Origin of the sequence: Zeimonas arvi (assembly GCF_008039575.1) — a bacterium.
Classification (GTDB): Bacteria; Pseudomonadota; Gammaproteobacteria; order Burkholderiales; family Burkholderiaceae_E; genus Zeimonas; species Zeimonas arvi.
On sequence record NZ_VDUY01000004.1, the window covers coordinates 413,223 to 438,857 of the forward strand.

Consider the following 25,635-nt stretch of genomic DNA (forward strand, 5'->3'; position numbering starts at 1 on the left):
ATGGCCGCTCCGCAGGCTGCGCGCTACCTGGGGCCCTATCTCCGGGCCTTGTGGGCGAGCCCGGTCTCGATCGGCGCGCTGCCCGAGCCGGCGCCTCGCGCGGTGCTGGGCGACGCGCTGCTGCGCCTGCCGGCCGGCGCCCTCGGGTCGCGCGACCTGGCGCTGGCGACGGCCGCCCACGCGGGGGCCCACCGCGCGCACGGCGGCCCGCCCTTCGACCGTGGCGCGCTGAAGCCGGTGCAGCTCGCCCTGGTCGGCCTGCTCGAGGACGCGCGGGTCGAGTGGCTGGCGGCCCGCGAGCTGCCGGGCCTGCGCGCGCTGTGGCTGGCCTTCCACGCCGCCGGTCCCGAGAGCGGCAACGGCTTCGAGATGCTGCTGCAGCGGCTGGCGCGCAGCCTGCTCGATCCGGGCTACCGGGATCCCCATCCGTGGGTGCAGAAGGGGCGGCGCCTGTTCTTCGGGGACGCCGAGGGGCGCGCCCTCGCGGTCGGGGCGCCGCAGGCGCTGCGCCGCGCGGCGTCACTGCTCGGCAACGACATCGGCCAGATGCGCCTGCAGTTCAATGCGAAGCTCTACCGGATCGAGCCCGCCTACCGTGACGACAATTCGCACCTGTGGATCGACGAGCCGCAGGCGGTCGATGCCTCGCTGCCCCCCGAGGGGGTGCCGGACGCCGACGCGACCACGAGCGCCCGCGCCTCGGAGCAGGTGTCGGTCGAGGCATCGGTCGCCTATCCCGAGTGGGACCGGCTGATCGCCCGGTACCGGCCGCGCTGGGCCCGGGTCTTCGAGCGCCTGCCCGAGCGGCCGGGCTCGCCCGAGGCGATCCGCCGCCTCGAAGCGGCGCTGCGGGGGCGGGCGGCCGTTTCGAGGGGGCTGGCCGACCGTCTCGAATCGCTGCAGCGCGCCCGGCGCGGGGAGCGGCCCGTGCGCGCGGCCGATGGCGAGGATTTCCACCCGGGCGCGCTCGTCGACGCCCGCGTGGCGCAGCGCATGCGCAGCACGCCTGACCCGCGCGTCTACCTGCGCTGCGGGCCCGGGCGAGATCCGGCCGCCTTCGCGATCCTGCTCGATGCGTCGGCGTCGACAGCCCGTCCGTCGAAACCCGACGCGGTCGCGATCGGCGAAGGCGCCGGCGCAGGGCGGGTCGCCACCGTGCTCGATGCCGCCCGCCTCGCTGCGCTGCTGGCCGCCGAAGCCGTCGAGCGAACCGGGAGTTCGTGCGCGCTGATGGCCTTCGCGTCGAATGGACGCGGCGAGGTCGAGGTGCTCGCGCTCAAGGGTTTCGACGAGCGCGCCGGCGACCCCGCGGTCCTCGCGCGCGCGGCCGGGCTGCGCAGCCGCTGGTCGACCCGGCTGGGCGCCGCGCTGCGCCATGCCACGGCCGCGCTGGCGCGCCGGCCCGAGCGCTTCCGGCACCTGCTGGTGCTCTCCGACGGCGAGCCGCACGACGTGGACATCCACGACGCACGCTACCTGGTCGAGGACCTGAGGATGGCCCTGCGGGAGGCCGCCCGTGCGGGCGTGGCCGTGAGCTGCCTGGACATCGAAGCGGCGTCGTCCGGGCCGCTCCGGCCCGGGGCGCCATCGATGCGCAGCGCCTTCGCGCCGGGCGCCTGGCGCGCGGTGCGCCGCCTCGACGCGCTGCCGGCAGCCTTCGCCGCGGCGATCGGGCAGGCCGGGCGCTGAATCTCAGCCGGCCAGCGCCGCCGCGAGCGCCCGGTCGAAGGCCGGGGCATCCTCGAACTGCACCCAGTGGCCGGCGCCGGGAACCAGCGCGAGGCCTCGGAAGTCGGGCGCGGCCGCCAGCGCCGGCGCGATCCGGTCGGCCGCGCCGCGGTAGAGCACGTCTTCGCTGCCCCAGATGCCCCAGACCGGGCAGCGCACCTCGCGCAGCGTGCGCAGCAGCACGTCGGTGCGCGAGAGCCGGCGCAGGCGCATCCGGTCGCGCGGCAGGTTGGCCGCGTGGATCGCGAGCGCGAGCTCGTCGATCGACTCGGGCCGGGCCAGCATCAGCCGCGCCAGGTTCTCGCGATGCGCGGCATCGAGCGCCGGCCCCGGCGCCAGGTGGCCCCAGGCCTTCAGCACCAGCGGCGCGGCGGGCTCGACGCCCAGCGCGGGGGCGCCGCACAGCACCAGCCTGCGCACGCGCGCGGGCCGCTGGGCCGCCATGAAGGCCGCGACCATGCTGCCGAACGAGAAACCGACCAGGTCGACCGGCGTGTCGCCGAGCAACGACTGCAGCGCGGCCTCCGTGGGATCCGGCAGCGCGTCGGCATCGCCACCGGCAGGCGGGCGAGCCGAGTCGCCGAAGCCCGGGAGGTCCGGTATCCAGGCCTGATGGCCGGCCGCCACCAGCGCGGCGATGTTCCTCACCCAGTGGGTCCAGCTGCCCGAGCCGCCGTGCAGCAGCACCACCGGTGCGCCCTCGCCCCAGTTGTGCCACACCATCGCGCCGTCGCCGCAGGGCACTTCGTGGCGGCGGGCGACCGCCTCGATCGCTTTCAGGTCGTCGAGCGCCAGAATTTTTGCCGGAAGGGGATTCGCGTGCATCATGGGCCGCGATCTTGCCATCGGAGCGGGGGGCTCCGGGCGCGTCACGTTCGGGAGTGAAATGGGCGGTTCCGGATCCGGCTTGCCTGCGTGGGTCGCCAGGCGCCTGGCCACGGCCTGGCTGTCCGTCGCGCTGCTCGCGGCCCTGGCCGGCTGCGCGGGGCTCCCCGAGCGCGACCCCGCACCCCGGGCGGCGTCACGCGGCGAGATGCGGGAGCGGGTCACGGTGCGCGGCGAACAGGGCAAGGTCGAGCCGCGTTCGGTGCGTCGCGTGCTCGCCGAAGTGGGGGCCGAGGGCAGGGCCGAGCTCGTCGCCCATCACCTCCGGGTCATGGCCGGCTCGGGCGATGTCGACCTCTACCGCGGCAACGCGGTGCGGCTGCTGGTGGACGGCCCGGTCGCCTTCGACGCGATGAAGCGCGCGATCTCCGCGGCTCGCCATCGCATCCTGCTCGAGAGCTACATCGTCGAAGACCAGGGAGTGGCGGCCGAGATCGGCGCCTTGCTCGAGCGCAAGGCCGGCGAGGGGGTCAGCGTGGCGCTGATCTACGACAGCGTCGGGTCGATGCGAACGCCGCCGGAGTATTTCGCATCGCTCGAGAAGTCCGGGGTGATCACCTGCGCCTTCAACCCGGTGAACCCGCTGCGCCGGCCGGGCTACTGGGGCATCAATCACCGCGACCACCGCAAGTTGCTGGTGGTCGACAACGAAGTGGCGTTCACCGGCGGCATCAACATCAGCCAGGTCTACTCGTCGGGTTCCTTCCGGCCCCGGCCACCAACCGACGGCGGGGACGCGGTGCTGGATGGCTGGCGCGACACCCAGATCGAGCTGCGCGGCCCGGTCGTCGGCGCACTGGCGGTGAGCTTCGGCGAGATGTGGGGCAGGCAGGGTTGCCGGGGGGAACTGGGCGGCGCGTATCCGGCAAGCGTGGCGCAGCCGGGCGAGCGCGTGGTCAAGGTGCTGACCAGCGATCCGGGCGATCCGGAGAACCGCATCTACCGCGTGCTGTTGTCGGCGATCGACGCCGCCCGGGTCAGCGTGCACGTGACCATGGCCTATTTCGTGCCCGGCGCCGACATGATCCAGGCCCTCTGCGATGCCGCAGGGCGCGGCGTGCACGTGAGCCTGCTGCTTCCCGGGCGCAGCGATTTCGCGCTGGTGCTGCACGGCGGGCGGTCCTACTACTCGCAACTGCTCGCCTGCGGGGTGGAGATCCACGAGATGGCGCACGCGCTGTTGCACGCCAAGACCGCGGTGATCGACGGCGTGCTGTCCACCGTGGGTTCGAGCAACATGGATTGGCGCAGCTTCGTGATGAACAGCGAGATCAACGTGATCGTGCTCGGGGCGGAGCTGGGCGCGGAGATGGAGGCGCTGTTCGAGAAGGACCTGGCCACCGCGCGCCGGATCGATCCGCAGGAGTGGGAGCGGCGCGGGGCGTGGCAGCGGCTGATGGAGGCGATCGGGAGGATGGCGGAGCGCTTGTTGTGACGCGTTCGGGAAGAGGCGCTCCGTGCGGCCGGAAGCGCCCCCGGGTCGGCGCCTCAGCGATCCCAGGACGTCTCGCCGGCCTTGGCCTTCTTGTCCAGATACATCGCAGCGTCGGCATGCCTGAGCAGTTGTTCGGGCTCCACGCCATGCTCGGGGTAGACGGCGGTGCCGATGCTTGCCGCCGCCTTCAATGCGGTCTTGTCGACGTCGACGGGTTCCCCTATCGCGCTGCGAAGCTTGTCCGCGATCGCCACTGCGTGTTGCGGCGTACCGAGGTCCTCCACCAGCACGACGAACTCATCCCCGCCAAGTCTCGCGACAGTGTCCTCTTCCCGCAGGCACTCCTTCAATCGCTGCGCGACCGTCGTCAGCAACTTGTCGCCCGTTGCATGGCCGAGCGAATCGTTGACCTGCTTCAAACCGTCGATGTCGATGAAAAGCACCGCCATGCGAGTCCCCCTGCCGCGGGACCTCGCGAGTGCGGACCTGATTCGATCGTAGAGCAGGCGCCGGTTCGGCAATCCGGTGAGATCGTCATATCGCGCTGACTGCATCAATTTCTCGGTCAGCTGCCTTCGCTTGATCGCCGTGGCGATCTGTGCCGAAACGAATTGCAGCAGCTCCCTGTCCTTTTGGGAATAGCCCGCACCATGGCGGCTCTTCAGGATCAGCGCTCCGACCGCTTCCTTCTGATCGATGAGCGGCATCACGAGATAGGGCTGATCGGCCTTGGCCGCGGCCTTGCCAGGCCTCGTGGCGAGCAGTTCGTCGTCCGACAGGGTTCTCGGTCGGCCGTTGAGAACGGCTTCGCTGCAATACCGCTTCAGGAACGTCGTCTGCATGTCCGACGGGAGTTCCGGAAGGTTTCTTTCGTAGGACAAGGTCAGCTCGTTCGTCCCGGGCGTGCATGTGGCAACTGCAAGGCCGGCGAGCGGAACCAGCTTTTCGATGATCTGGTCGATCTCCCGAAACAGGGAGGTCAGATCGACCGCGTCGTGCGCCGCCTCGGACACCGCGTAGGTCGCAGCCTGCAGTTCCTCCGCCTGTTTTCTCTCGGTGATGTCTCGTGCGACACCGATGCGCAATTGATCCGCTTCCGACCAGCGCGCCGACCACATGATGGGCACCAGGCTGCCGTCCTTGCGAACATAGCGGTTCTCGAAACCGATCCTTGGTTGACCGGTCATGACGATCCGGGCTTCTTCCAGTGTCCTGTCCCGATCTTCCGGCGCAACGAGGTCGATCATCGATCGACCGATGATCTCGTCGGGCGCATACCCGAAAATGCGTTCACACGCCGCATTCACATAGACGACGCGCCCGGCGGCGTCGACCAGCAGGACGGCGTCGAGCAAGAGATCCACCAGGGACAGCGGAAGCTTCCGAGCTTCATCGTTCATCTTCGTACAAGGCGTTGGGCCGTTGACCATCGAGGCAACCCGCCTGCCCGAGTTCGCCGGCGAGCTGGTCCGCCACGCAAGCGCTCGCGCAAGTGTGGTGGCTCGGTTCTTGTGCAGCGCTGCGCACAGGCGGGCGGTGGTCGCGGCGAGAGCCGGACGTGGACGCCGACCAGCCGGCACGAAGCAATCGCCACGACTGCCGCGTGCAAGAATAAGGTAAACAGGCGAACCGCGGCCAGGTGAACAGGCGAACCGCGGCCAGCGCGGACGCCGAAAACGACGAAGGCCAGCACGGAGGCTGGCCCAAGTAACTGAATTCTCTGGTGGCCAAGGGCGGAATCGAACCACCGACACAAGGATTTTCAGTCCTCTGCTCTACCAACTGAGCTACTTGGCCATTCGCGACAAACGGGGTTGCCCCCCGTGCGAGCGGCGAATGATAGCAGAATCCGCGGGCAGCCTGCCCGACGGCCCCGAGGTGGGCGGAGCGACGCGATCACCATGGCGGCGGGGGCTGTGTCCCGGCCGAACCTATAATCGTCCGATGACCGGCTCGCGCTACGCCTCGGTGTTCGACGTCGCTGTGGTCGGCCGCGCGGCGGTCGGCCTCGCGACCGGGCTCGCGCTCGCCCGCGCGGGTCTGCGTGTGGCCATGGTCGGACCCGATGCGGCGGGCGCCGAGACCGCGCGCTCCGCGCCGGGCCAGCCGGGGGCGGCCGGTTTCGTTGCCGCCTCGCCGCATGCGGCCGGCGACTGGGACAACCGGGTCTTCGCGCTGTCGCCGTCGTCTCGGGCGCTGCTCGAGTCGCTGGGCGCCTGGCAGGCGATGGACGCCGAGCGGATCGCGCCGGTCCACGACATGCGGATCTGGCCCGAGGCCGCGGACGGCCCGTCCTCCGCCTTCGCGCCGAAGGCGATCCACTTCAGTGCCTGGCAGGCGGGCATCGACGCGCTGGCCTGGATCGTCGAGAACCGCAATCTCACCCGCGCGCTGGCCCAGGCCTGCCGCTTCGCCGGCTTCGCCACCTTCGATTCGCCCCTCTCGGCGCTCGACCTCGAAGGGGATCCGGCCGCCGCCAGGCTCGTGCTCGGCGACGGCCGCACGCTGAAGGCGCGCCTGGTGGTCGGCGCCGACGGTGCGAGTTCGCGGGTTCGCGAGCTGGCCGGCATCGCCGGCTCGCTGACCGACTACCCGCAGCGCGCGGTGGTCGCCAACTTCGACACCTCGCTGCCGCATCGCGATTGTGCGTACCAGTGGTTCGGCGCCCACGGCATCCTGGCGCTGCTGCCCTTGCCGGCCGGGACTGGCCATGCGCAGCCGAGCGCGTCTGCCGCTGCGCCAACGGCTGTGCCGACAGGCCGCTGCAGCATCGTGTGGTCGGCGCCACACGCGCTGGCCGACGAGTTGCTGGCGCTCGAGCCGGCCGATCTGGCCGCGCGGGTCGAGGCGGTGTCGGGCGGCGCGCTCGGCCGGATGACCCCGATCGGGCCCGCGGCCGGCTGGCCGCTGCGACTCGGCAAGGTCGATTCGCTGGTTGCGCGCCGCGTGGCCCTGGTGGGCGACGCTGCCCACGTGGTGCACCCGCTGGCCGGGCAGGGCATGAACCTGGGTTTCGGCGACGTGCAGGTGCTCGCCGATACCCTGCGCGGGCGCGAGGCCCCGCGCGATCCCGGCGAGCTGCTGCTGCTGCGCCGCTACGAGCGCTCGCGCGCCGAGCCGGTGCTGGCCATGCGTCTGGCCACCGATGGCTTGCAGAAGCTGTTCGATACGGGGTCGACCTTGTCGCAGGGACCGTTCGGCGCGCCGTTGGCGGCGTTGCGCGGACTGGGCTGGCGGGCCGTGGCAAGTTCGGGTCTGCTCAGGCGACTCCTGGTTTCACAGGCTGTCCGGTGATCGCCGGGCGCCGCTTTTCGAGGAAGTTTTCATGTCGTTGAAGTTCGCATCCGTCCGCGCGCCGTTCGCGCCTCGTTTCGCGCGTGCCGCCGGCTCCGCGCTCCGCCTGCCGCTGCTTGCGTCGCTGCTGGCGCTGGGCATCGCTGCCGGCTCCGCGCTGGCGCCGGCCGGCGAGGCGCATGCCCAGGCGGGCCAGCCGGCGCCCGAGGCGGTGACCGCCACCGTGCGCAAGGCGCTCGAGCCGGTGGTGCGCGGCCGCAAGGTCGACGAGGTGCGCCGCACGCCGGTACCCGGCATGTACGAGGCCCGAATCGGCAACGAGCTGCTCTACATCGACGAGAAGGGCCAGTACCTGTTCTGGGAAGGCGACCTGATCGACCTCAAGGCGCAGCGCAACCTCACGCAGGAGCGGGTCGAGGAACTGATGGCGATCCGCTTCGAGGACCTGCCGCTCGATCTGGCGGTCAAGCAGGTGATCGGCAAGGGCACGCGCCGGATCGCGGTCTTCGAGGACCCGAACTGTGGTTTCTGCAAGCGGCTGCGCGCGGATCTCGTCAAGCTCGACGACATCACCATCTACACCTTCCCGATGGCCTTCCTGGCGGCGGACTCCGACTCCAAGGCCCGCAAGGCGCTGTGCGCGGCCGATCCGGTCAAGGCCTGGAACGAGTTGCTGCTGAGCAACCGCCTGCCGGACAACGCCGGCACCTGCAGCACTTCGATCGAGAAGGTCCGCGACCTGGCGCAGAAGCTCGGCATCACCGGAACGCCGGTGGTGTTCTTCGAGAACGGCAAGCGGCTGTCGGGTTACGAGCCGCCCGAGCGCTTCAGCCAGCGGCTGGCGAACAACTCCAGGAAGAGTTGAGCGCGTAGACCCCGCGGGGCGCGCGCGGGGCGGCTCAGCGCGGCCGCAGAAGCCAGATGCGGCCGGGCTCCTTCATCAGCCCCGCCAGGCGCTCGGCCTGCTCGCCGGCGCCGAAGAAGATGTCGGCCCGCACGCCGCCCACGATCGCCGCGCCGCGATCCTGGCTCAGCATCGCCCGGGCCAGCGGCCGCTGGTCGTCCGGATAGCGGGTCTCCAGGTACAGCAGCGCGCCCGGCGGCACGAAGCCCGGATCGGTCGCCACCGATCGCATCGGCGTGAGCGGCACGCCCAGCGAGCCGGGCGGGCCGGCGTCGGCCGGCGTGGGCAGCTCGCGAAAGAAGATGTAGCGCGGGTTGCTTCGCATCACCTCGGTCGCCTGCGCGGGGTTGGCCCGCAGCCAGGCCTTGATGGCCGGCGCATCGACCTGCTCCCGCGCGAGCGCGCCGCGCGCGATCAGTTCCGCGCCGATCGCCCGGTAGGCCTGGCCATTGTGGTCGGCGAATCCCACGCGCAGCGTCGTGCCGTCGCGCAGTCCGACGCGGCCAGACCCCTGGATCTGCAGGAAGAAGGCCTCGACCGGGTCGTCGAGCCAGACGAGCTCCTGGCCGTCGAGCAGGCCGAAGCGCTCGATCTCGGCGCGCGCGGGGTAGGGCCGGCGCACGCCATCCACGATGCGCCAGCGTGCATTGCCTTCGGAGAGCATGTCGGCCGGGCGCCGGTAGAGCGGCACCTGGCCGGGCGACTCGCGCTCGCGGCTGCCGGTCAGCACCGGCTCGTGATAGCCGGTGATCAGCCCGAGCGCATCGCCGTTCTCCCCGGCGAGCGGCCAGGCCTGGAAACGGCGCTCGATCCAGGCGCGCAGCGCATCGGTGCTGGCCGACACGTCGGGCAGTTCGGGGCACAGTGCGGGCCAGGGCTGGGGCGGAGAGCGCAGCGCGCATTGCCGGGCGAGCGCGCCGGCCAGGCCGTCGAGCCCGTCGCGCTGCCAGCCCGGGAGCTCGTCGACCGCGATCGGGCCGGCGGCGCTCGCGTCCCCGGCCGGGGCGTTCCGTGCGGCCGTGGTCGGCGCCGATGGGGCGGCGCGGGTCGACTGGCCGAGCGCAGTGCCGGGCAGCGGGCCGATAGCCACTGCGAGCAGCCAGGCCACCGCCAAGGGCGCGCGCCGCCCGAAGCTAGAATCCCGCAACGACGATCGAACGGAGGTTCCGTCTTGGCCGACAGCTGGATCCTGTTTCTCGAAGCCGGTGGCGTGCTGGCCCTGATGCTGTTCTTCGTCTGGTGGACGATGCGCGGCAAGAAATGAGCGCCGCGCCCTCGGCAGGGAGCGCATCTTCCGCGCCCCTCAGTGCAGCGTGCGCGGCATGCTGAGCGCGAACTCCGGTATCGGCGCGTCGAAGCGGTGACCGTCCTCGGCCACGAAGAAGTAGCTGCCCTGCATCGAGCCGCTGGGCGTGCCGATCTGGCTGCCGCTGGTGTACTCGAAGCTTTGGCCCGGCTGCAGGAGCGGCTGGTGGCCGACCACCCCGAGTCCCTTGACCTCGATCAGCCGGCCTGCGTCGTCGCGGATCAGCCAGTGCCGGGAGATCAGCTGCGAAGTGACGTTGCCGGTATTGGTGATGCGGATCGTGTAGGCGAAGCCGTAGCGGCCCGCATCGGGGTCCGATTGTTCGGGCAGGTAGCGGCTCTGGACTTCGATCCGGATCTGGTAGCGCTTGTCCGACACGTGGGCTCGATGGGCGGTCGCTAGAATGCCGGCGATTGTAGACCGCACAACCGAGCCGCCGATGAAATCCCGCAACTTCCGCATCGCCCCGAGCATCCTGTCCGCCGACTTCGCCCGTCTCGGCGAGGAGGTCCGCGCGATCGAGACGGCCGGCGCCGACCTGGTCCACTTCGACGTGATGGACAACCACTACGTGCCGAACCTCACCGTGGGCCCGATGGTCTGCGAGGCGGTTCGCCGCTGCGTGTCCGTCCCGATCGACGTACACCTGATGGTGCGGCCGGTCGACCGCCTGGCCGCCGACTTCGCCAAGGCCGGCGCGAACCTGATCACCTTCCACCCCGAGGCGTCGGAGCACATCGACCGCACGCTGTCGCTGATCCGCGAGAGCGGCTGCAAGGCCGGGCTGGTGTTCAATCCGGCCACGCCCTTGCACCACCTCGACCACGTCATGGACCGGCTGGACATGATCCTGCTGATGTCGGTGAACCCGGGCTTCGGCGGACAGTCCTTCATCGCGTCGACGCTGCCCAAGATCGCCGCGGTGCGCGCGCGGATCGACGCCCATGTCGCGGCAGGCGGCCAGCCGATCTGGCTCGAGGTCGACGGCGGCATCAAGATCGACAACATCGGGGCGGTGGCGCGCGCCGGCGCGGACACCTTCGTGGCCGGCTCGGCGGTGTTCGGCGCGCCGGATCCCGACGGCGGCTATCGCGGCGTGATCTCGCGCTTTCGCGAGGCCCTGAGGGACGCCTGAGCGCGGATGCCCGGGCCGGCTTCATGGACTTGAAGTTCTTTATGTGACTGAACGGTCACAATGAGGGTGCCCAGTCAAAAGGGCGTCCTCTCGATCCTCGTATCCACGCAAGGAGACCGTTCATGAAGCTCTCGAAATTCGTCGCCGCCGCCCTGGTGGCCGGTGCCGCCACCGTCGCCCACGCCAAGGACATCGTCGACACCGCCGTCGGCGCGGGTTCGTTCAACACGCTGGTCAAGGCCGTGCAGGCGGCAGGCCTGGTCGAGACCCTGAAGGGCCCGGGTCCGTTCACCGTGTTCGCTCCGACCGACGAGGCCTTCGCCAAGCTGCCGGCCGGCACGCTGGAGAACCTGCTGAAGGACAAGGAGGCGCTCGCCAAGGTGCTGACCTATCACGTCGTGCCGGGCAAGGTCATGGCCGCCGACGTGAAGCCCGGCGAGGCGAAGACCGTGCAGGGCCAGTCGGTGAAGCTGTCCGCGATGGGTGGCAAGGTGATGGTCGACGACGCGAACGTCGTCGCCGCCGACGTGGTCGCCTCCAATGGGGTGATCCACGTGATCGACAAGGTGATCCTGCCCAACTGACCCTCGTCCGCCGCCTGCCGGGTCGCCACGCGCGGCCCGGCGAACGGGTTCGCGGCCCGACCGGTGAGACAATCGCCTCCATGAACAGGCGATTTCCCGCGCTCGGCGCGATCATCGATCTCGACGGCACGCTGCTCGACACGGCGGCCGATCTGGCGGCGGGCACCAACGCGATGCTCGCCGAGCTCGGCAGGCCGCCCCTTCCGGTCGAGGAGGTCGCCCGCTACGTCGGCAAGGGCGGCGAGGTGCTGGTGCACCGCGCCCTGACCCGTTCGCTCGACGGGCGAATCGACGCCGGCCTGGCCGCGCGGGCGATGGAGGCCTTCCTTCGCCACTACGCTCGCGAGAACGGCGCCCGCTGCCGGATCTACCCGGGCGTCGTGGAAGGGCTCGAGGCCATGCGGGCCCGCGGCCTGAAGCTCGCCTGCGTGACCAACAAGCCGCAGGCCTTCTCCGAATCGCTGCTCGCGGCCAAGGGCCTCGCGCCATACTTCGACATGGTCGTCGGCGGCGACCGGCTGCCCCGCCGCAAGCCCGATCCGCTGCCGATGCTGCACGTCTGCGAGCGCTTCGGCATCGAGCCCGGCCGCATGATCGCGATCGGCGACTCGGACAACGACGCGGCCGCCGCGCGAGCCGCCGGCATGCCGGTGCTCGTCGTGCCCTACGGTTACAACGAAGGCCGTCCGGCGGACGCCATCGACGCGGACGGCGTCGTGGCCTCGCTCGCCGAGGTGCCGCCATTGCTCGAGGACGCCCAGCCATGAACCTTGCCGTGTCCCGCCTGCGCGAACTGCTCGGAATCGAGCTGCCCATCGTCCAGGCCCCGATGGCCGGCGTGCAGGCAAGCGCGCTGGCGGTAGCGGTGTCGAATGCGGGCGGGCTGGGCTCGCTGCCCTGCGCCATGCTCGCCCCCGACGCCCTTCGCAGGGAGCTCGAGACGATCCGCGCGCAGACGGCCCGGCCCTACAACGTGAACTTCTTCTGCCACCTGTCGCCCGAGCCCGACGCCGGCGAGGAGGCTCGCTGGCGCGCCGCGCTCGAGCCCTGCTACCGGGAGTTCGGCATCGATCCGTCGGCCATCCCTGCGGGGCCGGGTCGCGCGCCGTTCAGCGAGGAAGCCGCCGCGCTGCTGGCCGAATTCGAGCCGCCGGTGGTCAGCTTCCACTTCGGTCTGCCTTCGCCCGAGCTGCTGGCCCGGGTCAAGGCCTGGGGCGCGAAGGTCCTGTCGTCGGCCACCACGGTGGATGAAGCGCGCTGGCTCGAGGCGCACGGCGCCGACGCGGTCATCGCGCAGGGGCTCGAGGCGGGCGGCCACCGCGGCCACTTCCTGTCCGGCGACCTCACCGCACAGCTCGGCACCCTCGCGCTCGTGCCGCAGGTCGTGCGTGCGGTCCGCGTGCCGGTGATCGCCGCGGGCGGCATCGCCGACGCGAACGCGGTGGCCGCAGCCCTCGCGCTGGGCGCGGCTGCCGTTCAGGTGGGCACCGCCTGGCTGCTGTGCCCGGAAGCCACCACTTCGGCCGTGCATCGCGCCGCGCTGAAGAGCGAGGCGGCGCGCCACACTGCGCTCACCAACGTGTTCACCGGGCGCCCCGCGCGCGGCATCGTGAACCGGATCGTGCGCGAGATCGGCCCGCTGAGCGCAGCGGCGCCGCGTTTTCCGCTGGCCGCTTCGGCGGTCGCGCCCTTGCGCGCGCGCGCCGAGGCGCAGGGCAGCGGCGACTTCTCGCCGCTCTGGTCCGGCCAGAACGCGAGCGGCTGCCGCGAGATCCCGGCGGCCGAGCTGGCGCTGGAACTCGCGCGCGGCGCGATGGTATAGTCTCGCCGTCCCGAACACTCGACTCCGACATCCCCGGACTCCCGATGCGTTCCCTTCCGGTCTGGCAAGTTTCGCGTTCCACGGCCCCCTGCTGGCGGCCGTGGCGCTGGTGGTGCTGGCACTGATTGCCCGCATCCCGGGCCGGCTCGCGCCGGTCCCGCCGCCGGCCTCCCTGGCCGGCATCCTGGCGGAGCAGCATCCCGCCACCGGACCGACACACCCGAATCCAGTACCCGCGCCGTGATACGGCGGCCCGCCCCGAGCGAGCGGCCGCACCGGAAACGGCGAGCCTCCGCAGAGGGACGACATGACCGAACTCGAATTCAAGGCGATCGCAGCCCAGGGCTACAACCGCATTCCGCTGCTGCTCGAATGCTTCGCCGACCTGGATACCCCGCTGTCGCTGTACCTGAAGCTCGCGCACAAGCCCTACAGCTTCCTGCTCGAGTCGGTGGTCGGCGGCGAGCGCTTCGGCCGCTACTCGTTCATCGGCCTGCCGGCCAGCACGATCATCCGCTCCACCGACAAGGGCGCCGAGGTGGTGCGCCACGGCAAGGTCATCGAGAACTTCAAGGGCAACCCGCTCGACTTCGTCGACGCCTACCAGAAGCGCTTCAAGGTCGCGGTGCGCCCCGGGCTGCCGCGCTTCTGCGGCGGGCTGGCCGGCTACTTCGCCTATGACACGGTGCGCTGCATCGAGCCGAAGCTGGCGGGCGTGAGGAAGCCCGACCCGATCGGCGTGCCCGACATCTTCCTGCTGGTCACCGAAGAGCTGGCGATCATCGACAACGTGACCGGCAAGATCTACCTGATGGTCTATGCCGACCCGGCCGAGCCCGAGGCCTACGAGCGTGCGCGCAAGCGGCTGCGCGAGCTCTACGTGCAGCTGTCGCGGCCGATCGACGTGCCCTCGTTCAAGTCGAGCTACGAGACCGACACGCAGCGCAACTTCGCGAAGGACGACTACCTGGCGGCGGTGGCGAAGGCCAAGGAATACATCATGGCCGGCGACGCGATGCAGATCCAGGTCGGCCAGCTGATCCAGAAGCCCTTCCGAGACTCGCCGCTCACGCTGTACCGGGCGCTGCGCTCCATCAATCCGTCGCCCTACATGTACTTCTACAACCTGGGCGGCTTCCACATCGTGGGCGCCTCGCCCGAGATCCTGGTGCGCCAGGAGCGCCAGCCCGACGGCGACCGGATCACGATCCGCCCGCTGGCCGGCACCCGCAAGCGCGGCGGCACGCCGGCGCAGGACGAGGCGCTGGCCCGCGAGCTGCTGTCCGACCCGAAGGAGATCGCCGAGCACGTGATGCTGATCGACCTGGCGCGCAACGACATCGGCCGCATCGCCGAGATCGGCAGCGTCAAGGTCACCGACCAGCTGGTCATCGAGAAGTACTCGCACGTGATGCACATCGTGTCCAACGTCGAGGGCAAGCTCAAGCGCGGCATGGGTCCGGTCGACGTGCTGCGCGCGACCTTCCCGGCCGGCACGCTGACCGGCGCGCCGAAGATCCGCGCGATGGAGATCATCGACGAGCTCGAGCCGACCAAGCGCGGCATCTACGGCGGCGCCTGTGGCTACATCTCCTTCGTGGGCGACCTGGACCTCGCGATCGCGATCCGCACCGCGATCGTCAAGGACGGCACGCTGTACGTGCAGGCTGCGGCCGGCGTGGTCGCCGACTCGGTGCCCGAGAGCGAATGGCAGGAGACCGAGAACAAGGCCCGCGCGGTGCTGCGCGCGGCCGAGCTGGTGCAGGCCGGCCTCGACGGCCAGATCTGAACGGGCGCAAGCGGAGCGCGACGAACATGCTGCTGATGATCGACAACTACGACAGCTTCACCTACAACCTTGTCCAGTACTTCGGCGAGCTCGGTGAAGAGGTGCTCACCGTTCGCAACGACGCGATCGACCTGGCCGGTATCGAGAAGCTCGCGCCGGCCCGCATCGTGATCTCGCCCGGGCCCTGCACGCCGGCCGAGGCGGGCGTGTCGGTGCCGCTGATCCGGCGCTTCGAGGGCCGCATCCCGATCCTGGGCGTGTGCCTGGGCCACCAGTCCATCGGCGCGGCCTACGGCGGCCGCATCGTCCGGGCGCGGCAGGTGATGCACGGCAAGACCTCGCCGGTCACGCACACCGGCGCGGGCGTGTTCCGCGGGCTGCCCAGCCCGTTCACCGTCATTCGCTACCATTCGCTGGCCATCGAGCGCGAGAGCCTGCCCGACTGCCTCGAGATCACCGCCTGGACCGACGACGGCGAGATCATGGGCGTGCGCCATCGCGAGCACAAGGTCGAGGGGGTCCAGTTCCATCCCGAGTCGATCCTCACCGAGCACGGCCACGCGCTGCTGAAGAACTTCCTGGAGACCTGACATGACGATCACCGCGCAGGAAGCGCTGGTGCGCTGCATCGAGCACCGCGAGATCTTCCACGACGAGATGCTCAAGCTGATGCGGATGATCATGAGCGGCGAGATGTCGCCCACGATGACCGCGGCGATCCTCATGGGCCTGCGGGTCAAGAAGGAGACCATCGGCGAGATCACCGCCGCGGCCCAGGTGATGCGCGAGTTCTCGAACAAGGTGCAGGTCGACGGCGGCCCGCACTTCGTGGACATCGTGGGCACCGGCGGCGACGGCGCGCAGACCTTCAACATCTCGACCGCCTCCACCTTCGTGGTGGCCGCGGCCGGCGGCACCGTGGCCAAGCACGGCAATCGCGGCGTTTCGTCGAAATCGGGCAGCGCCGACGTGATGGAGGCGCTGGGCGCCAACATCATGCTGAGCGCGCCTCGGGTGGCCGACTGCATCCGGGAGACCGGCGTGGGCTTCATGTTCGCGCCCAATCACCATCCGGCGATGAAGAACGTGGCGCCGGTGCGCCGCGAGCTGGGCGTGCGCACGATCTTCAACATCCTGGGCCCGCTCACCAATCCCGCTGGCGCGCCCAACATCCTGATGGGCGTCTTCCACCCCGACCTGGTCGGCATCCAGGTGCGGGTGATGGAGCGGCTCGGCGCGAAGCACGCGATGGTCGTCTGGGGCAAGGACGGCATGGACGAGGTCTCGCTCGGCGCGGCCACGCTGGTCGGCGAGCTCAAGGACGGCCAGGTCCACGAGTACGAGGTCCACCCCGAGGACTTCGGGCTGTCGATGATCAGCAACCGCGGCCTGCGGGTGGACGATGCCGAGGAATCGAAGGAGATGGTGCTCGAAGCGCTGGGCAACAAGCCCGGCACGCCGCGCGAGATCGTGACGCTGAACGCCGGCGTGGCGCTTTACGCGGCCGACGTGGCCGACTCGATCGGCGCCGGCATCGATCGCGCGCGCGAGGCGATCGCCTCGGGCGCGGCGCGCGAGCGGCTCGACCGCTTCGTGGCCTTCACCCGCCGCTTCGCGAACTGATCGCACACGAGCTCACGATGGCAGCCGACATCCTCCAGAGAATCGTCGCGGTCAAGCGCGACGAGGTCGCCGCGGCGCTGCGCGCCTGCTCGCTGGCCGAGATCCGCGCGCAGGCCGAGGCGGCCCGCGCCGCACAGCCGGTGCGCGGTTTCGAGCGCGCACTGCGCGCCAGGATCGCCGCCGGCCGGTCCGCGGTGATCGCCGAGATCAAGAAGGCCAGCCCGAGCAAGGGCGTGCTGCGCGAGGATTTCGCGCCGCCCGCCATTGCGGCGAGCTACGAGCGCGGCGGCGCGGCCTGTCTCTCGGTGCTCACCGACGAGCAGTTCTTCAAGGGATCGCTGGCCTACCTGCGCGCCGCGCGGGCGGCCTGCACGCTGCCGGCGCTGCGCAAGGACTTCATCGTCGACGCCTGGCAGGTCTTCGAGGCGCGCGCCAACGGCGCCGACTGCATCCTGCTGATCGCGGCCTGCCTGTCGGACGCGCAGATGGCCGAGTTCGAGGCGATCGCGCATTCGCTCGACATGGACGTGCTGGTCGAGGTCCACGACGGAGCCGAGCTCGACCGTGCGCTGGCGCTCAAGACGCCGCTGGTGGGCATCAACAATCGCGACCTGCGCAGCTTCGAGGTGTCGCTCGACACGACGATCGGGCTGCTGGGCCGGATCCCGGCCGATCGGCTGGTCGTCACCGAGAGCGGCATCCTGGCGCCGGCCGACGTTGCGAAGATGCGCGCGGCCGGCGTGGACGCCTTCCTGGTCGGCGAGGCCTTCATGCGCGCGCCAGAGCCCGGCGAGGCGCTGGCGGCACTGTTCGGAACCGACTGAAGACGCCGCGCCGGACCCCGATTCCGGTGAAGTCGCGTACCGGCGCGTTCAGGACCGCTTCGGGCGGCCGGTCGAACCCGACAGCCAGGCCGACAGCAGCCGCCGCGCGACTGCCCCGGCCTTCGGGTCGATGCCGAGCATGGCCTCGGTCGGCGTCGCGGCCGTCGGCACGAGCTCGAACTCGTGCAGCTCGTCGCGCCGGAAGGCGTGCACCCGCAGACGCGCGCCGATTCCGCGCCGCTCGAGCAGCGCCTTGAGCGCGCGCTCGTCGGCCATTCGCAGGCCGTCGACCGCCACGATCGCGTCGCCCGCCGACAGCCCCGCCGCGTGGGCCGGACCGCCGTTGAGCACGCCGGAGCACTGCAGCATCCCGTCGCGCATCGCCAGCCTGGCGCCGATCGTGGCGCCGGCCTGGTCGGCGCCGCGCGCCTCGAGCCGGATCCCGTGCCGGCGCAGCAAGGCTGCCAGCGGCAGCTCGCCGGTGCCTTCGGCCCAGTCGCGGATCTCGCGGTCGAGCTTCACGCCGGTGGCCTCGGCCAGCAGCCCCGGGAAGCCCTCCTCGGCGAGTCCGCCGCGCTGCCCGGGCGGCAGGGCGTAGAAGTCGCGCCCCCAGCGCTGCCACATCAGCCGCATCACGTCGTCGAGCGAGCGCCGGCCGTTCGTGCGCGCGCGGATGGAAAGATCCAGGCACAGCGCCACCAGCGCGCCCTTCGCGTAGTAGCTGACGATGGCGTTCGGCGAGTTCTCGTCCTGGCGGTAGTAGCGGGTCCAGGCGTCGAAGCTGGACTCGGCCACGCTCTGCGCGAAGCGTCCGGGCGCGCGCAGCACGCTGGAGATCGTTCCCGAGAGCAGCGTCAGGTAGTCGTTGGGGTCGACGACGCCCGAGCGCGCGAGCATCAGGTCGTCGTAGTACGAGGTGAACCCCTCGAAGATCCACAGCAGCCGCGTGTGGGTCTCGCGCGCGAGGTCGTAGTCGACGAAGGCCGCCGGCTTGATCCGCTTGACGTTCCAGGTATGGAAGTACTCGTGGCTGCACAGGCCGAGAAAGGACCGGTAACCCTCGGGCGTGCCGGGCATGCCCGGATGGGGCAGGTCGGCGCGACGGCAGATCAGCGCCGTGCTGGCCCGGTGCTCGAGGCCGCCGTAGCCGTCGCCGACCGCGGTGACCTGGAACAGGTAGCGGTCGACGGGCGCGCGCCGGGTCTTCGGATCGAACAGCGCGGCCTGGGCTTCGCAGATCGCCTTCAGGTCGTGCGCAAGCCGCTTGCCGTCGGCGTCGTGACGCCCGGTGATCGCGACCTCGTGGCGGGCACCCGCGGCCTCGAAGGAGACCCTGTCGAAGCGGCCCATCTCCACCGGGTGGTCGATCAGCGCGTCGTAGTCGGCGGCCCGGTAGCGGCCGAAGCCCCAGCGGCGAGCGCCCGCCTCGGGAAGCGTGGTGGCCACCCGCCAGTCGGCGCAGGCCGGGTGGTCCGGCGCCTCGAGGATGACCTCGCAGGGCGAGCGCTCCTGGCCGATCGCGCACAGGAACACGCTGGTGCCGTTGAAGAAGCCGTGCGTCCGGTCCAGGTGCGCGCCACGCACCGAGAGATCCCAGGCGTAGACCAGGTAGCGGAGCGTGAGCGGGCCCTCGCAGGGCGCGGCCTGCCAGCTGTCCTTGTCGAGCTTGCGCAGCGCGAGCTTGCGGCCGCCGGCCTGCGCCTCGATCCGCACGATGTGCCGGGCGAACTCGCGAATCATGTAGCTGCCCGGGATCCAGGCGGGCAGCGCCACCCGCTGGCCCTGCGGGTCGGGCGCGGCGATGGTCATCTCGACGCCGAAGAGGTGGGCGTCGGGGTCGGACGGGCGGATGCGGTAGCGGATCGGGGCAGCGGGCATCTCAGCGATCCACGTCGACGACCAGTCGCCCGCGCACCTTGCCGGCCAGCACCTCGCCTGCGGCGGCGATCGCGTCGGCCAGCCCGATCGTGGTGCTGATCGCCGCCAGGCGGTCGCGATCGAGCTCGCGAGCGAGATTGGCCCAGGCGGTCTCGCGCTCGGCGCGGGGGCACATCACCGAGTCCACGCCGATCAGCCTGACGCCGCGCAGGATGAACGGCGCCACCGAAGAGGGGAAGTCCATGCCCTGCGCCAGCCCGCAGGCGGCCACCGTGCCGCGATAGCGGGTCTGCGCGCAGGCATTGGCCAGGGTGTGCGAGCCGACCGCATCCACGACGCCCGCCCAGCGCTCGCGCTGCAGCGGCTTGCCGGGTTCGGACAGGGTCTTGCGGTCGACGATGTCGGCGGCGCCGAGCGACTTCAGGTAGTCGGCTTCCTCCAGGCGGCCGGTGGAGGCCACGACCTTGAAGCCGCGCGCGGCCAGGATCGAGATGGCCACGCTGCCCACGCCGCCCGCGGCGCCGGTGACCAGCACCTCGCCCTGCTCGGGCCGCACGCCCTCGCGCTCGAGCGCCATCGCGCACAGCATCGCGGTGTAGCCGGCGGTGCCGATGGCCATGGCCTGCGCGGCGCTGAGGCCCTCGGGCAGGCGCACCAGCCAGTCGCCCTTCAGGCGCGCCTTCTGTGCCAGGCAGCCCCAGTGCGTCTCGCCCACGCCCCAGCCGTTGAGGATCACGGCGTCTCCGGCCTTCCAGCGCGGATCCTCGCTGGACTCCACGATTCCGGCGCCGTCGATGCCGGGCACCATCGGCCACTTGCGGACGACCGGCGATCGGTTCGTGATTGCCAGGCCGTCCTTGAAGTTCAGAGTGGAGTGCGAGATCCGCACGACCACGTTGCCGTCCGCGGCATGTTCGGCCAGCGCGGCGTCGTCGAGTTCGCGCAGGGTTGCGCGAAAGCCGGGGGCGTCGTTCTCGAGGTAAAGGGATCGGTGCATGGGGGCTCCTTGCGTGCGATATTTCACGGTACGCTCGGATCTTAACGGGCAGGAGCCCGTTCCCGGCTCGGGGCCAGGATTCCCGGTCCGGCGAGCTTCGTTATGATGGTCCGCAACAGGACTTTTCAATTTGAGGGCGCGATGCAGATCTTCGACCCATCGATGCGTTTGAGAACGGGCAAGGCGTCTGGCGCGCGCGGCATCCTCCTGCTGCCGATCGCCGCATCGCTCGTGCTGGCGGGTTGCGGCGGCGGTTCGTCGATCGGCGATGTGACGCCGCAACCGGTGGTTCGATGCACTGCTCTCGACGGAGGAGGCTCTGGTTTCTCGTTGGGAGTGTGCACGAACCCGGCCACTCTCGTAGCTAGTTCGGCGTTTCAGCCGATCGAAGCTGCAGTGCTCCCCGGCGCAAACTCGTCATACGCGCTGACGCTCAACGCGCCGGCAAAAATCCTGAATGTTGCATTTGGCTCCGGCGACGAGACTGATCCAGGGGTTCGCGACATCATCGGGGCTGTGCGGGGAACTGCATACGAGAAGGATGCGGATCCCAGCGACCCGATTAGTTCGATCCTGCCAGTGCCACCCTATACTGCGCTGGTCGACTTCCGAAATGCCTGGGATGCGGATGTAGGCACCGAAGTGCTGAGGCTGGAGTTCGTTAACTTCGGGTACTGGGAGCAGTTCACTGACAAGACCGCCGATGGTGGATTTTTCGGAGGTTGGTACTCCAAACGCTCGGAGACCTCGGTGACGAATGATCGACCCTCGGGGCAAACCGCTTATTCCGGGTTTGCGGTCGGCGTACTTTCCCCTGCGGAGCCGGGCGCGCGAAGCTACGGTTTCAGCGCAACGGTTAACGTGGTCGGCGACAACAACGGGGTGCAATCCGGAGAGATCAAGTCGATGAAAATCTCCTACCGGGATTCCGCGAACAAGCTGATCATTCTGGACGTGCCCTTGAACGACTTGGTGTTCGCAGTGCCAGTCAACGACCTTGCTGGGCAAGCGGCCACGACGGATCTGCTTGTCTCGACAGGTAGTGAGGTCGTTCCGGTAGGGCGCGTGGAGGCTCGATTCTTCGGCTCCGCGACGAGTCGAGGCGCCGAGGTCGCTGGTCGACTACGCTTCCAGACCGCCGACGGAATGCGTGGCGTCGGAGCATTCGGAGCGCGCGCGGTGTCGGGCGGCTGATCGGGCCGCGGGGGGGCTGCGAGACACCCCTCGCGGCCTTTACGCCTTCGGCCGCTTGTCGACCACCCGCTTGGCCTTGCCGATCGAGCGCTCCACCGCGCCCGGCGGCTCCACGAGCACGCGCACCGTCACGCCGATGTAGGACTTGATCGCGTGCTCGAGCGCGGCGGCCGCGCCGACAGCGGCCGAGCGGTCGTGGTGCTCGCCGCCCTTCAGTTCCACGCGCACGGTCAGCGTGTCCATGTGGTCCTCGCGGCCGAGCTCGCACACATAGTGCGGGGCCAGGTTCGGCCGCTGCAGGATCAGCTCCTCGATCTGCGACGGGAACACGTTCACGCCGCGGATGATCATCATGTCGTCGGAGCGACCGGTGATCTTCTGCATGCGTCGCATGGTGCGCGCGGTGCCCGGCAGCAGACGGGTCAGGTCGCGTGTGCGGTAGCGGACGATGGGCAGCGCTTCCTTGGTGAGCGAGGTGAAGACCAGCTCGCCGAACTCGCCGTCGGGCAGCACGCGGCCGGTTTCGGGGTCCACGATCTCGGGATAGAAGTGGTCCTCCCAGATGGTCGGGCCGTCCTTGGTCTCCACGCATTCGTTGGCCACGCCGGGCCCCATCACTTCTGACAGGCCGTAGATGTCGACCGCGTCGATCGCCAGCCGCTTCTCGATCTCGGCGCGCATCTCGTTGGTCCAGGGCTCGGCGCCGAAGATGCCGATCCGCAGGCTCGACTCGCGCGGGTCGAGCCCGGATCGCTCCAGCTCGTCGGCGATCGCCAGCATGTAGCTGGGCGTGACCATGATGATGTCGGGCCGGAAATCGGCGATCAGTTGCACCTGGCGCTCGGTCTGGCCGCCGCCGAAGGGCACCACGGTGAGGCCCAGCCGCTCCGCTCCGTAGTGGGCGCCCAGCCCGCCGGTGAACAGGCCGTAGCCGTAGCTCACGTGGACCATGTCGCCGGGCCGCGCGCCGGCGGCGCGGATCGAGCGTGCGACGAGATCCGACCAGGTGTCGATGTCCTTGCGGGTGTAACCGACCACCGTGGGCTTGCCCGTGGTGCCGCTCGAGGCGTGAATGCGCACGACCCGGTCGCGCGGCACGGCGAACATGCCGAAGGGGTAGTTCTCGCGCAGATCGCCCTTCGTGGTGAAGGGAAAGCGCGCCAGATCGTCGAGCGACTTCAGGTCGTCGGGGTGCACGCCGGCGGCTTCGAATCGCTTGCGATAGTGCGGGACGCCTTCCCATGCGTGGCGCAGCGTGCCGCGCAGGCGCTCGAGTTGCAGGGCGCGCAGCTCGTCCACGCTGGCGCGTTCGACGGGCTCGAGCGGAAAGCCGCCGGCCGAGAAGCCGGCGCCTGCCGCGGCAGGGGATGCGCTCGTCATGTCGTTTCCTCGAAGAAGTGCCCCTTGATCATGGCCGATTTCCCCCGGAACAGGGCGATCAGCTTGCCGTGCTGGTCGTGCACGCGGATGTCGTAGACCCCGTGCCGGCCTGCGAGGTGCTGCTCGGCGCCCTCGGCCGTCAGCGTGTCGCCGTCGTGCGCCGGCGCCAGGAACTCGATCGAGCAGCCGGCAGCCACCGAGCGTCGATTGTGGCTGTTGCAGGCGTAGGCGAAGGTCGTGTCGGCCAGCAGGAAGATGTAGCCGCCATGGCAGATGCCGTGCCCGTTGGTGAGCTCGGGCCGTATCCGCAACTGCATGCGCGCCCGCCCGGGACCGATGTCGAGCAGCTCGATGCCCAGGTGGTGCGCGGCGCGGTCGTCGGCCATCATCAGGCGGCCCACCTCGCGCGCGCGCGCCAGGGCGGTTCCGGCCGGGTCCGTGGCAGACGGGTCATGAGCGCGCTCGCCGGGATCGGGCAAGAGATTGCCAGTGCCGGGCTCGTTCATCCTGTCTCCTCGTCGTCATCGTCTTCGCAGCGGCGATGGCCGCTGCGCTGCTGCCTGCCGTGCCGGCGCTCAGCGGCCGGTGAAGGCCGGCTTGCGCTTCTCGAGGAAGGCGTTCACGCCTTCGCCGTAGTCGTGCGAGGCGCCGAGCTCGTGCTGCAGGTCGCGCTCCAGGTCGAGCTGGGCGTCGAGCGAGTTGGTCTGCGCCGCGCCGATCGAATGCTTGATCGCGGCCAGCGCGCGGGTCGGCATCGCGGCCAGCCGCGCGGCCAGGCCCTCGACCTCGGCGTCCAGCGCCGCGTCGTCCACGCACTTCCAGATCAGCCCCCACTGCTCGGCGCGCTCGGCGGTGAGCCGCTCGCCGAGCATGGCCAGGCCCAGCGCACGCGCGTGGCCCACCCGCTGCGGCAGCAGCCAGGTGCTGCCCGAGTCGGGCACCAGCCCGATGTTCACGAAGGCCTGCAGGAAGGACGCGCTGCGGCCGGCGACGACGATGTCGCAGGCCAGCGCCAGGCTCGCCCCGGCGCCGGCGGCGATGCCCGCCACGCGCGCCACGATCGGCTTGGGCAATGCGCGCAGGCGGCGGATCAGCGGGTTGAAGTTCTCGTGGATCAGCTCGCCCAGGTCGGTCATGTTGCCGGGCTCGAAGGACAGGTCGGCCAGGTCCTGGCCGGCGCAGAAGGCGCGGCCCGCGCCGGCCAGGACCACCGCCCGGATCGCGTCGTCTCGCTCCACGCGGTCCATGGCCTCGCGCAGGTGGGCGTGCATCGTGCGCGAGAAGGCGTTGAGCTTGTCGGGTCGGTCGAGCGTGATGCGGGCGATGCCGCCGTTCACCTCCAGCCGCACGGTCCTGTCTTCCATCGTGTCTCCTGGCTTGTTCCTTCGGGGGCGGCCCGGGGTCGCGCTGGCCACCTGCCCGCGCCGCGTTGGCTGCATATTAGCCGCAGTCGGCGTGGCAGAATCGGCTCGACATCTTCAAGGAGACGAGCGAATGTCCGAATCGATGATCCTGGTCGAGACCCGCGATCGCGTGGGCCTGATCCGCCTGAACCGCCCGAAGCAGCTCAATGCGCTGAACGACGCGCTGATGGACGAGCTCGGCGCTGCCTTGCTGGCCTTCGACGCCGACGACGCCATCGGCGCGATCGTGATCACCGGCAACGAGAAGGCCTTCGCGGCGGGCGCGGACATCGGCGCGATGGCCCGGTGGGACTACATGGATGTCTACAAGACCGAGTACATCACCCGAAACTGGGAGACCATCCGCCGCATTCGCAAGCCGGTGATCGCCGCGGTGGCGGGCTATGCGCTGGGCGGCGGCTGCGAGCTGGCCATGATGTGCGACATCGTGATCGCGGCCGAGACCGCGAAGTTCGGCCAGCCGGAGATCAAGCTGGGGATCATTCCCGGCGCCGGGGGCACCCAGCGGCTGCCGCGGGCGGTGTCGAAGGCCAAGGCGATGGATCTCTGCCTGACCGCGCGGATGATGGACGCGGCCGAGGCGGAGCGTTCGGGGCTGGTTTCGCGCGTGGTGCCGGCAGAGCGCCTGCTCGACGAGGCGCTGGAAGCTGCCGCGGTCATCGCCGCCAACTCGCTGCCGTCGGTGATGATCCTCAAGGAGGCGATCAATCGCGCCTACGAGACCACCTTGTCCGAGGGGGTCCTGTTCGAGCGGAGGGTCTTCCACTCGCTGTTCGCGACCGAGGACCAGAAGGAGGGCATGGCGGCCTTCGTGGAGAAGCGAAAGCCCGCGTTCAAGCACCGCTGAGGCGGTCGAGCGGAGCGCCTGGGGCCTTCCGGGCGGGACACCGGGTCCCCACGGGCAGGCCCCGGGGGGGCCCTCGCGCGCCGATTTGCGGCGCCCGGGTGCCGCTGCTACACTTCGCCCCCTTTCGGCGGTGGCACCTCTTCATCGGGGGTTGGCGCAGTCGAAGGTCCGGGGCGAAAGTCCCGGGCAGGATCCGGATCGGAAGAGCCGGGTCGCGTGGGCCGGAAGGCCCGCGGAAGCGGGTGAACGGATCCGCCGGCGGCCAAGCCTTGGGCATGGTCGCAACGGTTCCGGGGTCGTCGAGATGCGGAAGCAGCAGGCCGCGAGAAATCGAAACGACCCGCTTGACGGCCGAAGACTGGCCCGTCATAATCCCATTTCTCTGCTGATCGCGAATTACTGCAAATGCAGCGCGGCGGCGAATCGGCCTGAGGGCCGAGGATCTGGTGCCGGGGGCGGATGTCCGGGTGCCGGGCGAGCGATCTTTAACAATCAACAGCCGATAAGTGTGGGCGTTTGTGCGAGAGCGCCATGCCTGCGGGGTCCGGCAACGGATGTCGCGGGCGGGTGCCGGGATTCGGGTTCG

General features: G+C 70.3%; 23 protein-coding genes and 1 tRNA gene. 14 read left to right on the forward strand and 10 right to left on the reverse strand.

What is annotated here, in order from left to right; genetic code table 11:
* Entirely contained in the window at window positions 1-1,689 is a 1,689-nt protein-coding gene (locus FHP08_RS12320; protein ID WP_147704750.1) for a nitric oxide reductase activation protein NorD, read from the forward strand.
* 3 nt (window positions 1,690-1,692) lie between these two features.
* Here the strand turns inward: FHP08_RS12320 and FHP08_RS12325 are convergent, their stop codons facing one another.
* Entirely contained in the window at window positions 1,693-2,553 is an 861-nt protein-coding gene (locus FHP08_RS12325; RefSeq protein WP_225879119.1) for an alpha/beta fold hydrolase, read from the reverse strand.
* An 82-nt stretch (window positions 2,554-2,635) separates the two neighbouring features.
* Between FHP08_RS12325 and FHP08_RS12330 the strand changes: the two genes are divergently transcribed.
* The gene (locus tag FHP08_RS12330) at window positions 2,636-4,048 is read left to right on the forward strand and encodes a phospholipase D-like domain-containing protein (protein ID WP_187272280.1); all 1,413 of its coding nucleotides are present in this window, start codon (window positions 2,636-2,638) and stop codon (window positions 4,046-4,048) included.
* 53 nt (window positions 4,049-4,101) lie between these two features.
* On the opposite strand, the gene FHP08_RS12335 is transcribed toward FHP08_RS12330, so the two are convergent.
* Together FHP08_RS12335 and FHP08_RS12340 are read right to left on the reverse strand one after the other, a co-directional pair.
* Complete coding sequence (locus tag FHP08_RS12335; RefSeq protein WP_147704753.1) at window positions 4,102-5,448, reverse strand: sensor domain-containing protein; 1,347 nt, start codon at window positions 5,446-5,448, stop codon at window positions 4,102-4,104.
* A 321-nt stretch (window positions 5,449-5,769) separates the two neighbouring features.
* Window positions 5,770-5,845: transfer RNA gene (locus FHP08_RS12340), tRNA-Phe, on the reverse strand.
* A 147-nt stretch (window positions 5,846-5,992) separates the two neighbouring features.
* Between FHP08_RS12340 and FHP08_RS12345 the strand changes: the two genes are divergently transcribed.
* On the forward strand, window positions 5,993-7,342 hold the full coding sequence (locus tag FHP08_RS12345) for an FAD-dependent monooxygenase (protein ID WP_187272281.1): 1,350 nt from the start codon (window positions 5,993-5,995) through the stop codon (window positions 7,340-7,342).
* 31 nt (window positions 7,343-7,373) lie between these two features.
* On the forward strand, window positions 7,374-8,207 hold the full coding sequence (locus FHP08_RS12350; RefSeq protein WP_147704755.1) for a DsbC family protein: 834 nt from the start codon (window positions 7,374-7,376) through the stop codon (window positions 8,205-8,207).
* 34 nt (window positions 8,208-8,241) lie between these two features.
* Here the strand turns inward: FHP08_RS12350 and mltA are convergent, their stop codons facing one another.
* Window positions 8,242-9,354, reverse strand: a complete 1,113-nt coding sequence (mltA, locus tag FHP08_RS12355; protein WP_225879125.1) for a murein transglycosylase A — start codon at window positions 9,352-9,354, stop codon at window positions 8,242-8,244.
* A gap of 195 nt (window positions 9,355-9,549) precedes the next feature.
* The gene (apaG, locus tag FHP08_RS12360; protein ID WP_225879120.1) at window positions 9,550-9,930 is read right to left on the reverse strand and encodes a Co2+/Mg2+ efflux protein ApaG; all 381 of its coding nucleotides are present in this window, start codon (window positions 9,928-9,930) and stop codon (window positions 9,550-9,552) included.
* A 61-nt stretch (window positions 9,931-9,991) separates the two neighbouring features.
* Between apaG and rpe the strand changes: the two genes are divergently transcribed.
* From rpe to trpC, 8 genes are all read left to right on the forward strand, one after another.
* Window positions 9,992-10,687: a ribulose-phosphate 3-epimerase gene (gene rpe / locus FHP08_RS12365; protein WP_147704758.1), complete on the forward strand. Its 696-nt coding sequence runs from the start codon at window positions 9,992-9,994 to the stop codon at window positions 10,685-10,687.
* Window positions 10,688-10,809: 122 nt separating this feature from the next.
* Entirely contained in the window at window positions 10,810-11,271 is a 462-nt protein-coding gene (locus tag FHP08_RS12370; RefSeq protein ID WP_147704759.1) for a fasciclin domain-containing protein, read from the forward strand.
* Window positions 11,272-11,351: 80 nt separating this feature from the next.
* Window positions 11,352-12,038: a phosphoglycolate phosphatase gene (locus tag FHP08_RS12375; RefSeq protein ID WP_147704760.1), complete on the forward strand. Its 687-nt coding sequence runs from the start codon at window positions 11,352-11,354 to the stop codon at window positions 12,036-12,038.
* Window positions 12,035-13,093, forward strand: a complete 1,059-nt coding sequence (locus FHP08_RS12380) for an NAD(P)H-dependent flavin oxidoreductase (RefSeq protein WP_147704761.1) — start codon at window positions 12,035-12,037, stop codon at window positions 13,091-13,093. Before FHP08_RS12375 ends, FHP08_RS12380 begins: the two co-directional genes overlap by 4 nt.
* Window positions 13,094-13,400: 307 nt before the next feature.
* The gene (gene trpE / locus FHP08_RS12385; RefSeq protein WP_147704762.1) at window positions 13,401-14,882 is read left to right on the forward strand and encodes an anthranilate synthase component I; all 1,482 of its coding nucleotides are present in this window, start codon (window positions 13,401-13,403) and stop codon (window positions 14,880-14,882) included.
* 26 nt (window positions 14,883-14,908) lie between these two features.
* Window positions 14,909-15,472, forward strand: a complete 564-nt coding sequence (locus tag FHP08_RS12390) for an aminodeoxychorismate/anthranilate synthase component II (RefSeq protein ID WP_147704763.1) — start codon at window positions 14,909-14,911, stop codon at window positions 15,470-15,472.
* Between the two features lies 1 nt (window position 15,473).
* Window positions 15,474-16,505 (forward strand): anthranilate phosphoribosyltransferase, encoded by a 1,032-nt coding sequence (gene trpD, locus FHP08_RS12395; protein ID WP_147704764.1) that lies wholly within the window; start codon window positions 15,474-15,476, stop codon window positions 16,503-16,505.
* Window positions 16,506-16,522: 17 nt separating this feature from the next.
* The gene (gene trpC / locus FHP08_RS12400; protein ID WP_147704765.1) at window positions 16,523-17,329 is read left to right on the forward strand and encodes an indole-3-glycerol phosphate synthase TrpC; all 807 of its coding nucleotides are present in this window, start codon (window positions 16,523-16,525) and stop codon (window positions 17,327-17,329) included.
* Between the two features lie 48 nt (window positions 17,330-17,377).
* On the opposite strand, the gene FHP08_RS12405 is transcribed toward trpC, so the two are convergent.
* The gene (locus FHP08_RS12405; protein ID WP_147704766.1) at window positions 17,378-19,207 is read right to left on the reverse strand and encodes a M61 family metallopeptidase; all 1,830 of its coding nucleotides are present in this window, start codon (window positions 19,205-19,207) and stop codon (window positions 17,378-17,380) included.
* A 1-nt stretch (window position 19,208) separates the two neighbouring features.
* Window positions 19,209-20,204 (reverse strand): acrylyl-CoA reductase (NADPH), encoded by a 996-nt coding sequence (gene acuI / locus FHP08_RS12410; protein ID WP_147704767.1) that lies wholly within the window; start codon window positions 20,202-20,204, stop codon window positions 19,209-19,211.
* Window positions 20,205-20,345: 141 nt separating this feature from the next.
* Here acuI and FHP08_RS12415 point away from each other — a divergent pair, with 141 nt between their 5' ends.
* Window positions 20,346-21,398: a hypothetical protein gene (locus FHP08_RS12415; protein WP_147704768.1), complete on the forward strand. Its 1,053-nt coding sequence runs from the start codon at window positions 20,346-20,348 to the stop codon at window positions 21,396-21,398.
* A 39-nt stretch (window positions 21,399-21,437) separates the two neighbouring features.
* Here FHP08_RS12415 and paaK read toward each other — a convergent pair whose 3' ends face one another.
* From paaK to paaG, 3 genes are all read right to left on the reverse strand, one after another.
* Window positions 21,438-22,778 carry a phenylacetate--CoA ligase PaaK gene (gene paaK, locus FHP08_RS12420; RefSeq protein ID WP_147704769.1) on the reverse strand — a complete coding sequence of 447 codons (1,341 nt, stop codon included), beginning with the start codon at window positions 22,776-22,778 and terminating at the stop codon, window positions 21,438-21,440.
* Window positions 22,775-23,167 (reverse strand): hydroxyphenylacetyl-CoA thioesterase PaaI, encoded by a 393-nt coding sequence (gene paaI / locus FHP08_RS12425; protein ID WP_147704804.1) that lies wholly within the window; start codon window positions 23,165-23,167, stop codon window positions 22,775-22,777. The genes paaK and paaI overlap by 4 nt, the downstream gene beginning before the upstream one ends.
* 186 nt (window positions 23,168-23,353) lie before the next feature.
* Window positions 23,354-24,142: a 2-(1,2-epoxy-1,2-dihydrophenyl)acetyl-CoA isomerase PaaG gene (gene paaG / locus FHP08_RS12430; RefSeq protein WP_147704770.1), complete on the reverse strand. Its 789-nt coding sequence runs from the start codon at window positions 24,140-24,142 to the stop codon at window positions 23,354-23,356.
* Window positions 24,143-24,272: 130 nt separating this feature from the next.
* On the opposite strand from paaG, the gene FHP08_RS12435 reads away from it, so the two are divergent.
* Window positions 24,273-25,049: an enoyl-CoA hydratase gene (locus FHP08_RS12435; protein WP_147704771.1), complete on the forward strand. Its 777-nt coding sequence runs from the start codon at window positions 24,273-24,275 to the stop codon at window positions 25,047-25,049.
* Window positions 25,050-25,635: the final 586 nt, after the last annotated feature.

Excerpts from the sequence above, each read along its gene's own strand:
- FHP08_RS12320 (WP_147704750.1), top strand. The coding sequence starts at position 1 with ATGGCCGCTCCGCAGGCTGCGCGCTACCTGGGGCCCTATCTCCGGGCC.
- FHP08_RS12325 (WP_225879119.1), bottom strand. The coding sequence starts at position 2,553 with ATGCACGCGAATCCCCTTCCGGCAAAAATTCTGGCGCTCGACGACCTG.
- FHP08_RS12335 (WP_147704753.1), bottom strand. The coding sequence starts at position 5,448 with ATGAACGATGAAGCTCGGAAGCTTCCGCTGTCCCTGGTGGATCTCTTG.
- FHP08_RS12345 (WP_187272281.1), top strand. The coding sequence starts at position 5,993 with ATGACCGGCTCGCGCTACGCCTCGGTGTTCGACGTCGCTGTGGTCGGC.
- FHP08_RS12350 (WP_147704755.1), top strand. The coding sequence starts at position 7,374 with ATGTCGTTGAAGTTCGCATCCGTCCGCGCGCCGTTCGCGCCTCGTTTC.
- rpe (WP_147704758.1), top strand. The coding sequence starts at position 9,992 with ATGAAATCCCGCAACTTCCGCATCGCCCCGAGCATCCTGTCCGCCGAC.
- FHP08_RS12370 (WP_147704759.1), top strand. The coding sequence starts at position 10,810 with ATGAAGCTCTCGAAATTCGTCGCCGCCGCCCTGGTGGCCGGTGCCGCC.
- FHP08_RS12375 (WP_147704760.1), top strand. The coding sequence starts at position 11,352 with ATGAACAGGCGATTTCCCGCGCTCGGCGCGATCATCGATCTCGACGGC.
- FHP08_RS12380 (WP_147704761.1), top strand. The coding sequence starts at position 12,035 with ATGAACCTTGCCGTGTCCCGCCTGCGCGAACTGCTCGGAATCGAGCTG.
- trpE (WP_147704762.1), top strand. The coding sequence starts at position 13,401 with ATGACCGAACTCGAATTCAAGGCGATCGCAGCCCAGGGCTACAACCGC.
- FHP08_RS12390 (WP_147704763.1), top strand. The coding sequence starts at position 14,909 with ATGCTGCTGATGATCGACAACTACGACAGCTTCACCTACAACCTTGTC.
- trpD (WP_147704764.1), top strand. The coding sequence starts at position 15,474 with ATGACGATCACCGCGCAGGAAGCGCTGGTGCGCTGCATCGAGCACCGC.
- trpC (WP_147704765.1), top strand. The coding sequence starts at position 16,523 with ATGGCAGCCGACATCCTCCAGAGAATCGTCGCGGTCAAGCGCGACGAG.
- FHP08_RS12405 (WP_147704766.1), bottom strand. The coding sequence starts at position 19,207 with ATGCCCGCTGCCCCGATCCGCTACCGCATCCGCCCGTCCGACCCCGAC.
- acuI (WP_147704767.1), bottom strand. The coding sequence starts at position 20,204 with ATGCACCGATCCCTTTACCTCGAGAACGACGCCCCCGGCTTTCGCGCA.
- FHP08_RS12415 (WP_147704768.1), top strand. The coding sequence starts at position 20,346 with ATGCAGATCTTCGACCCATCGATGCGTTTGAGAACGGGCAAGGCGTCT.
- paaK (WP_147704769.1), bottom strand. The coding sequence starts at position 22,778 with ATGACGAGCGCATCCCCTGCCGCGGCAGGCGCCGGCTTCTCGGCCGGC.
- paaI (WP_147704804.1), bottom strand. The coding sequence starts at position 23,167 with ATGATGGCCGACGACCGCGCCGCGCACCACCTGGGCATCGAGCTGCTC.
- paaG (WP_147704770.1), bottom strand. The coding sequence starts at position 24,142 with ATGGAAGACAGGACCGTGCGGCTGGAGGTGAACGGCGGCATCGCCCGC.
- FHP08_RS12435 (WP_147704771.1), top strand. The coding sequence starts at position 24,273 with ATGTCCGAATCGATGATCCTGGTCGAGACCCGCGATCGCGTGGGCCTG.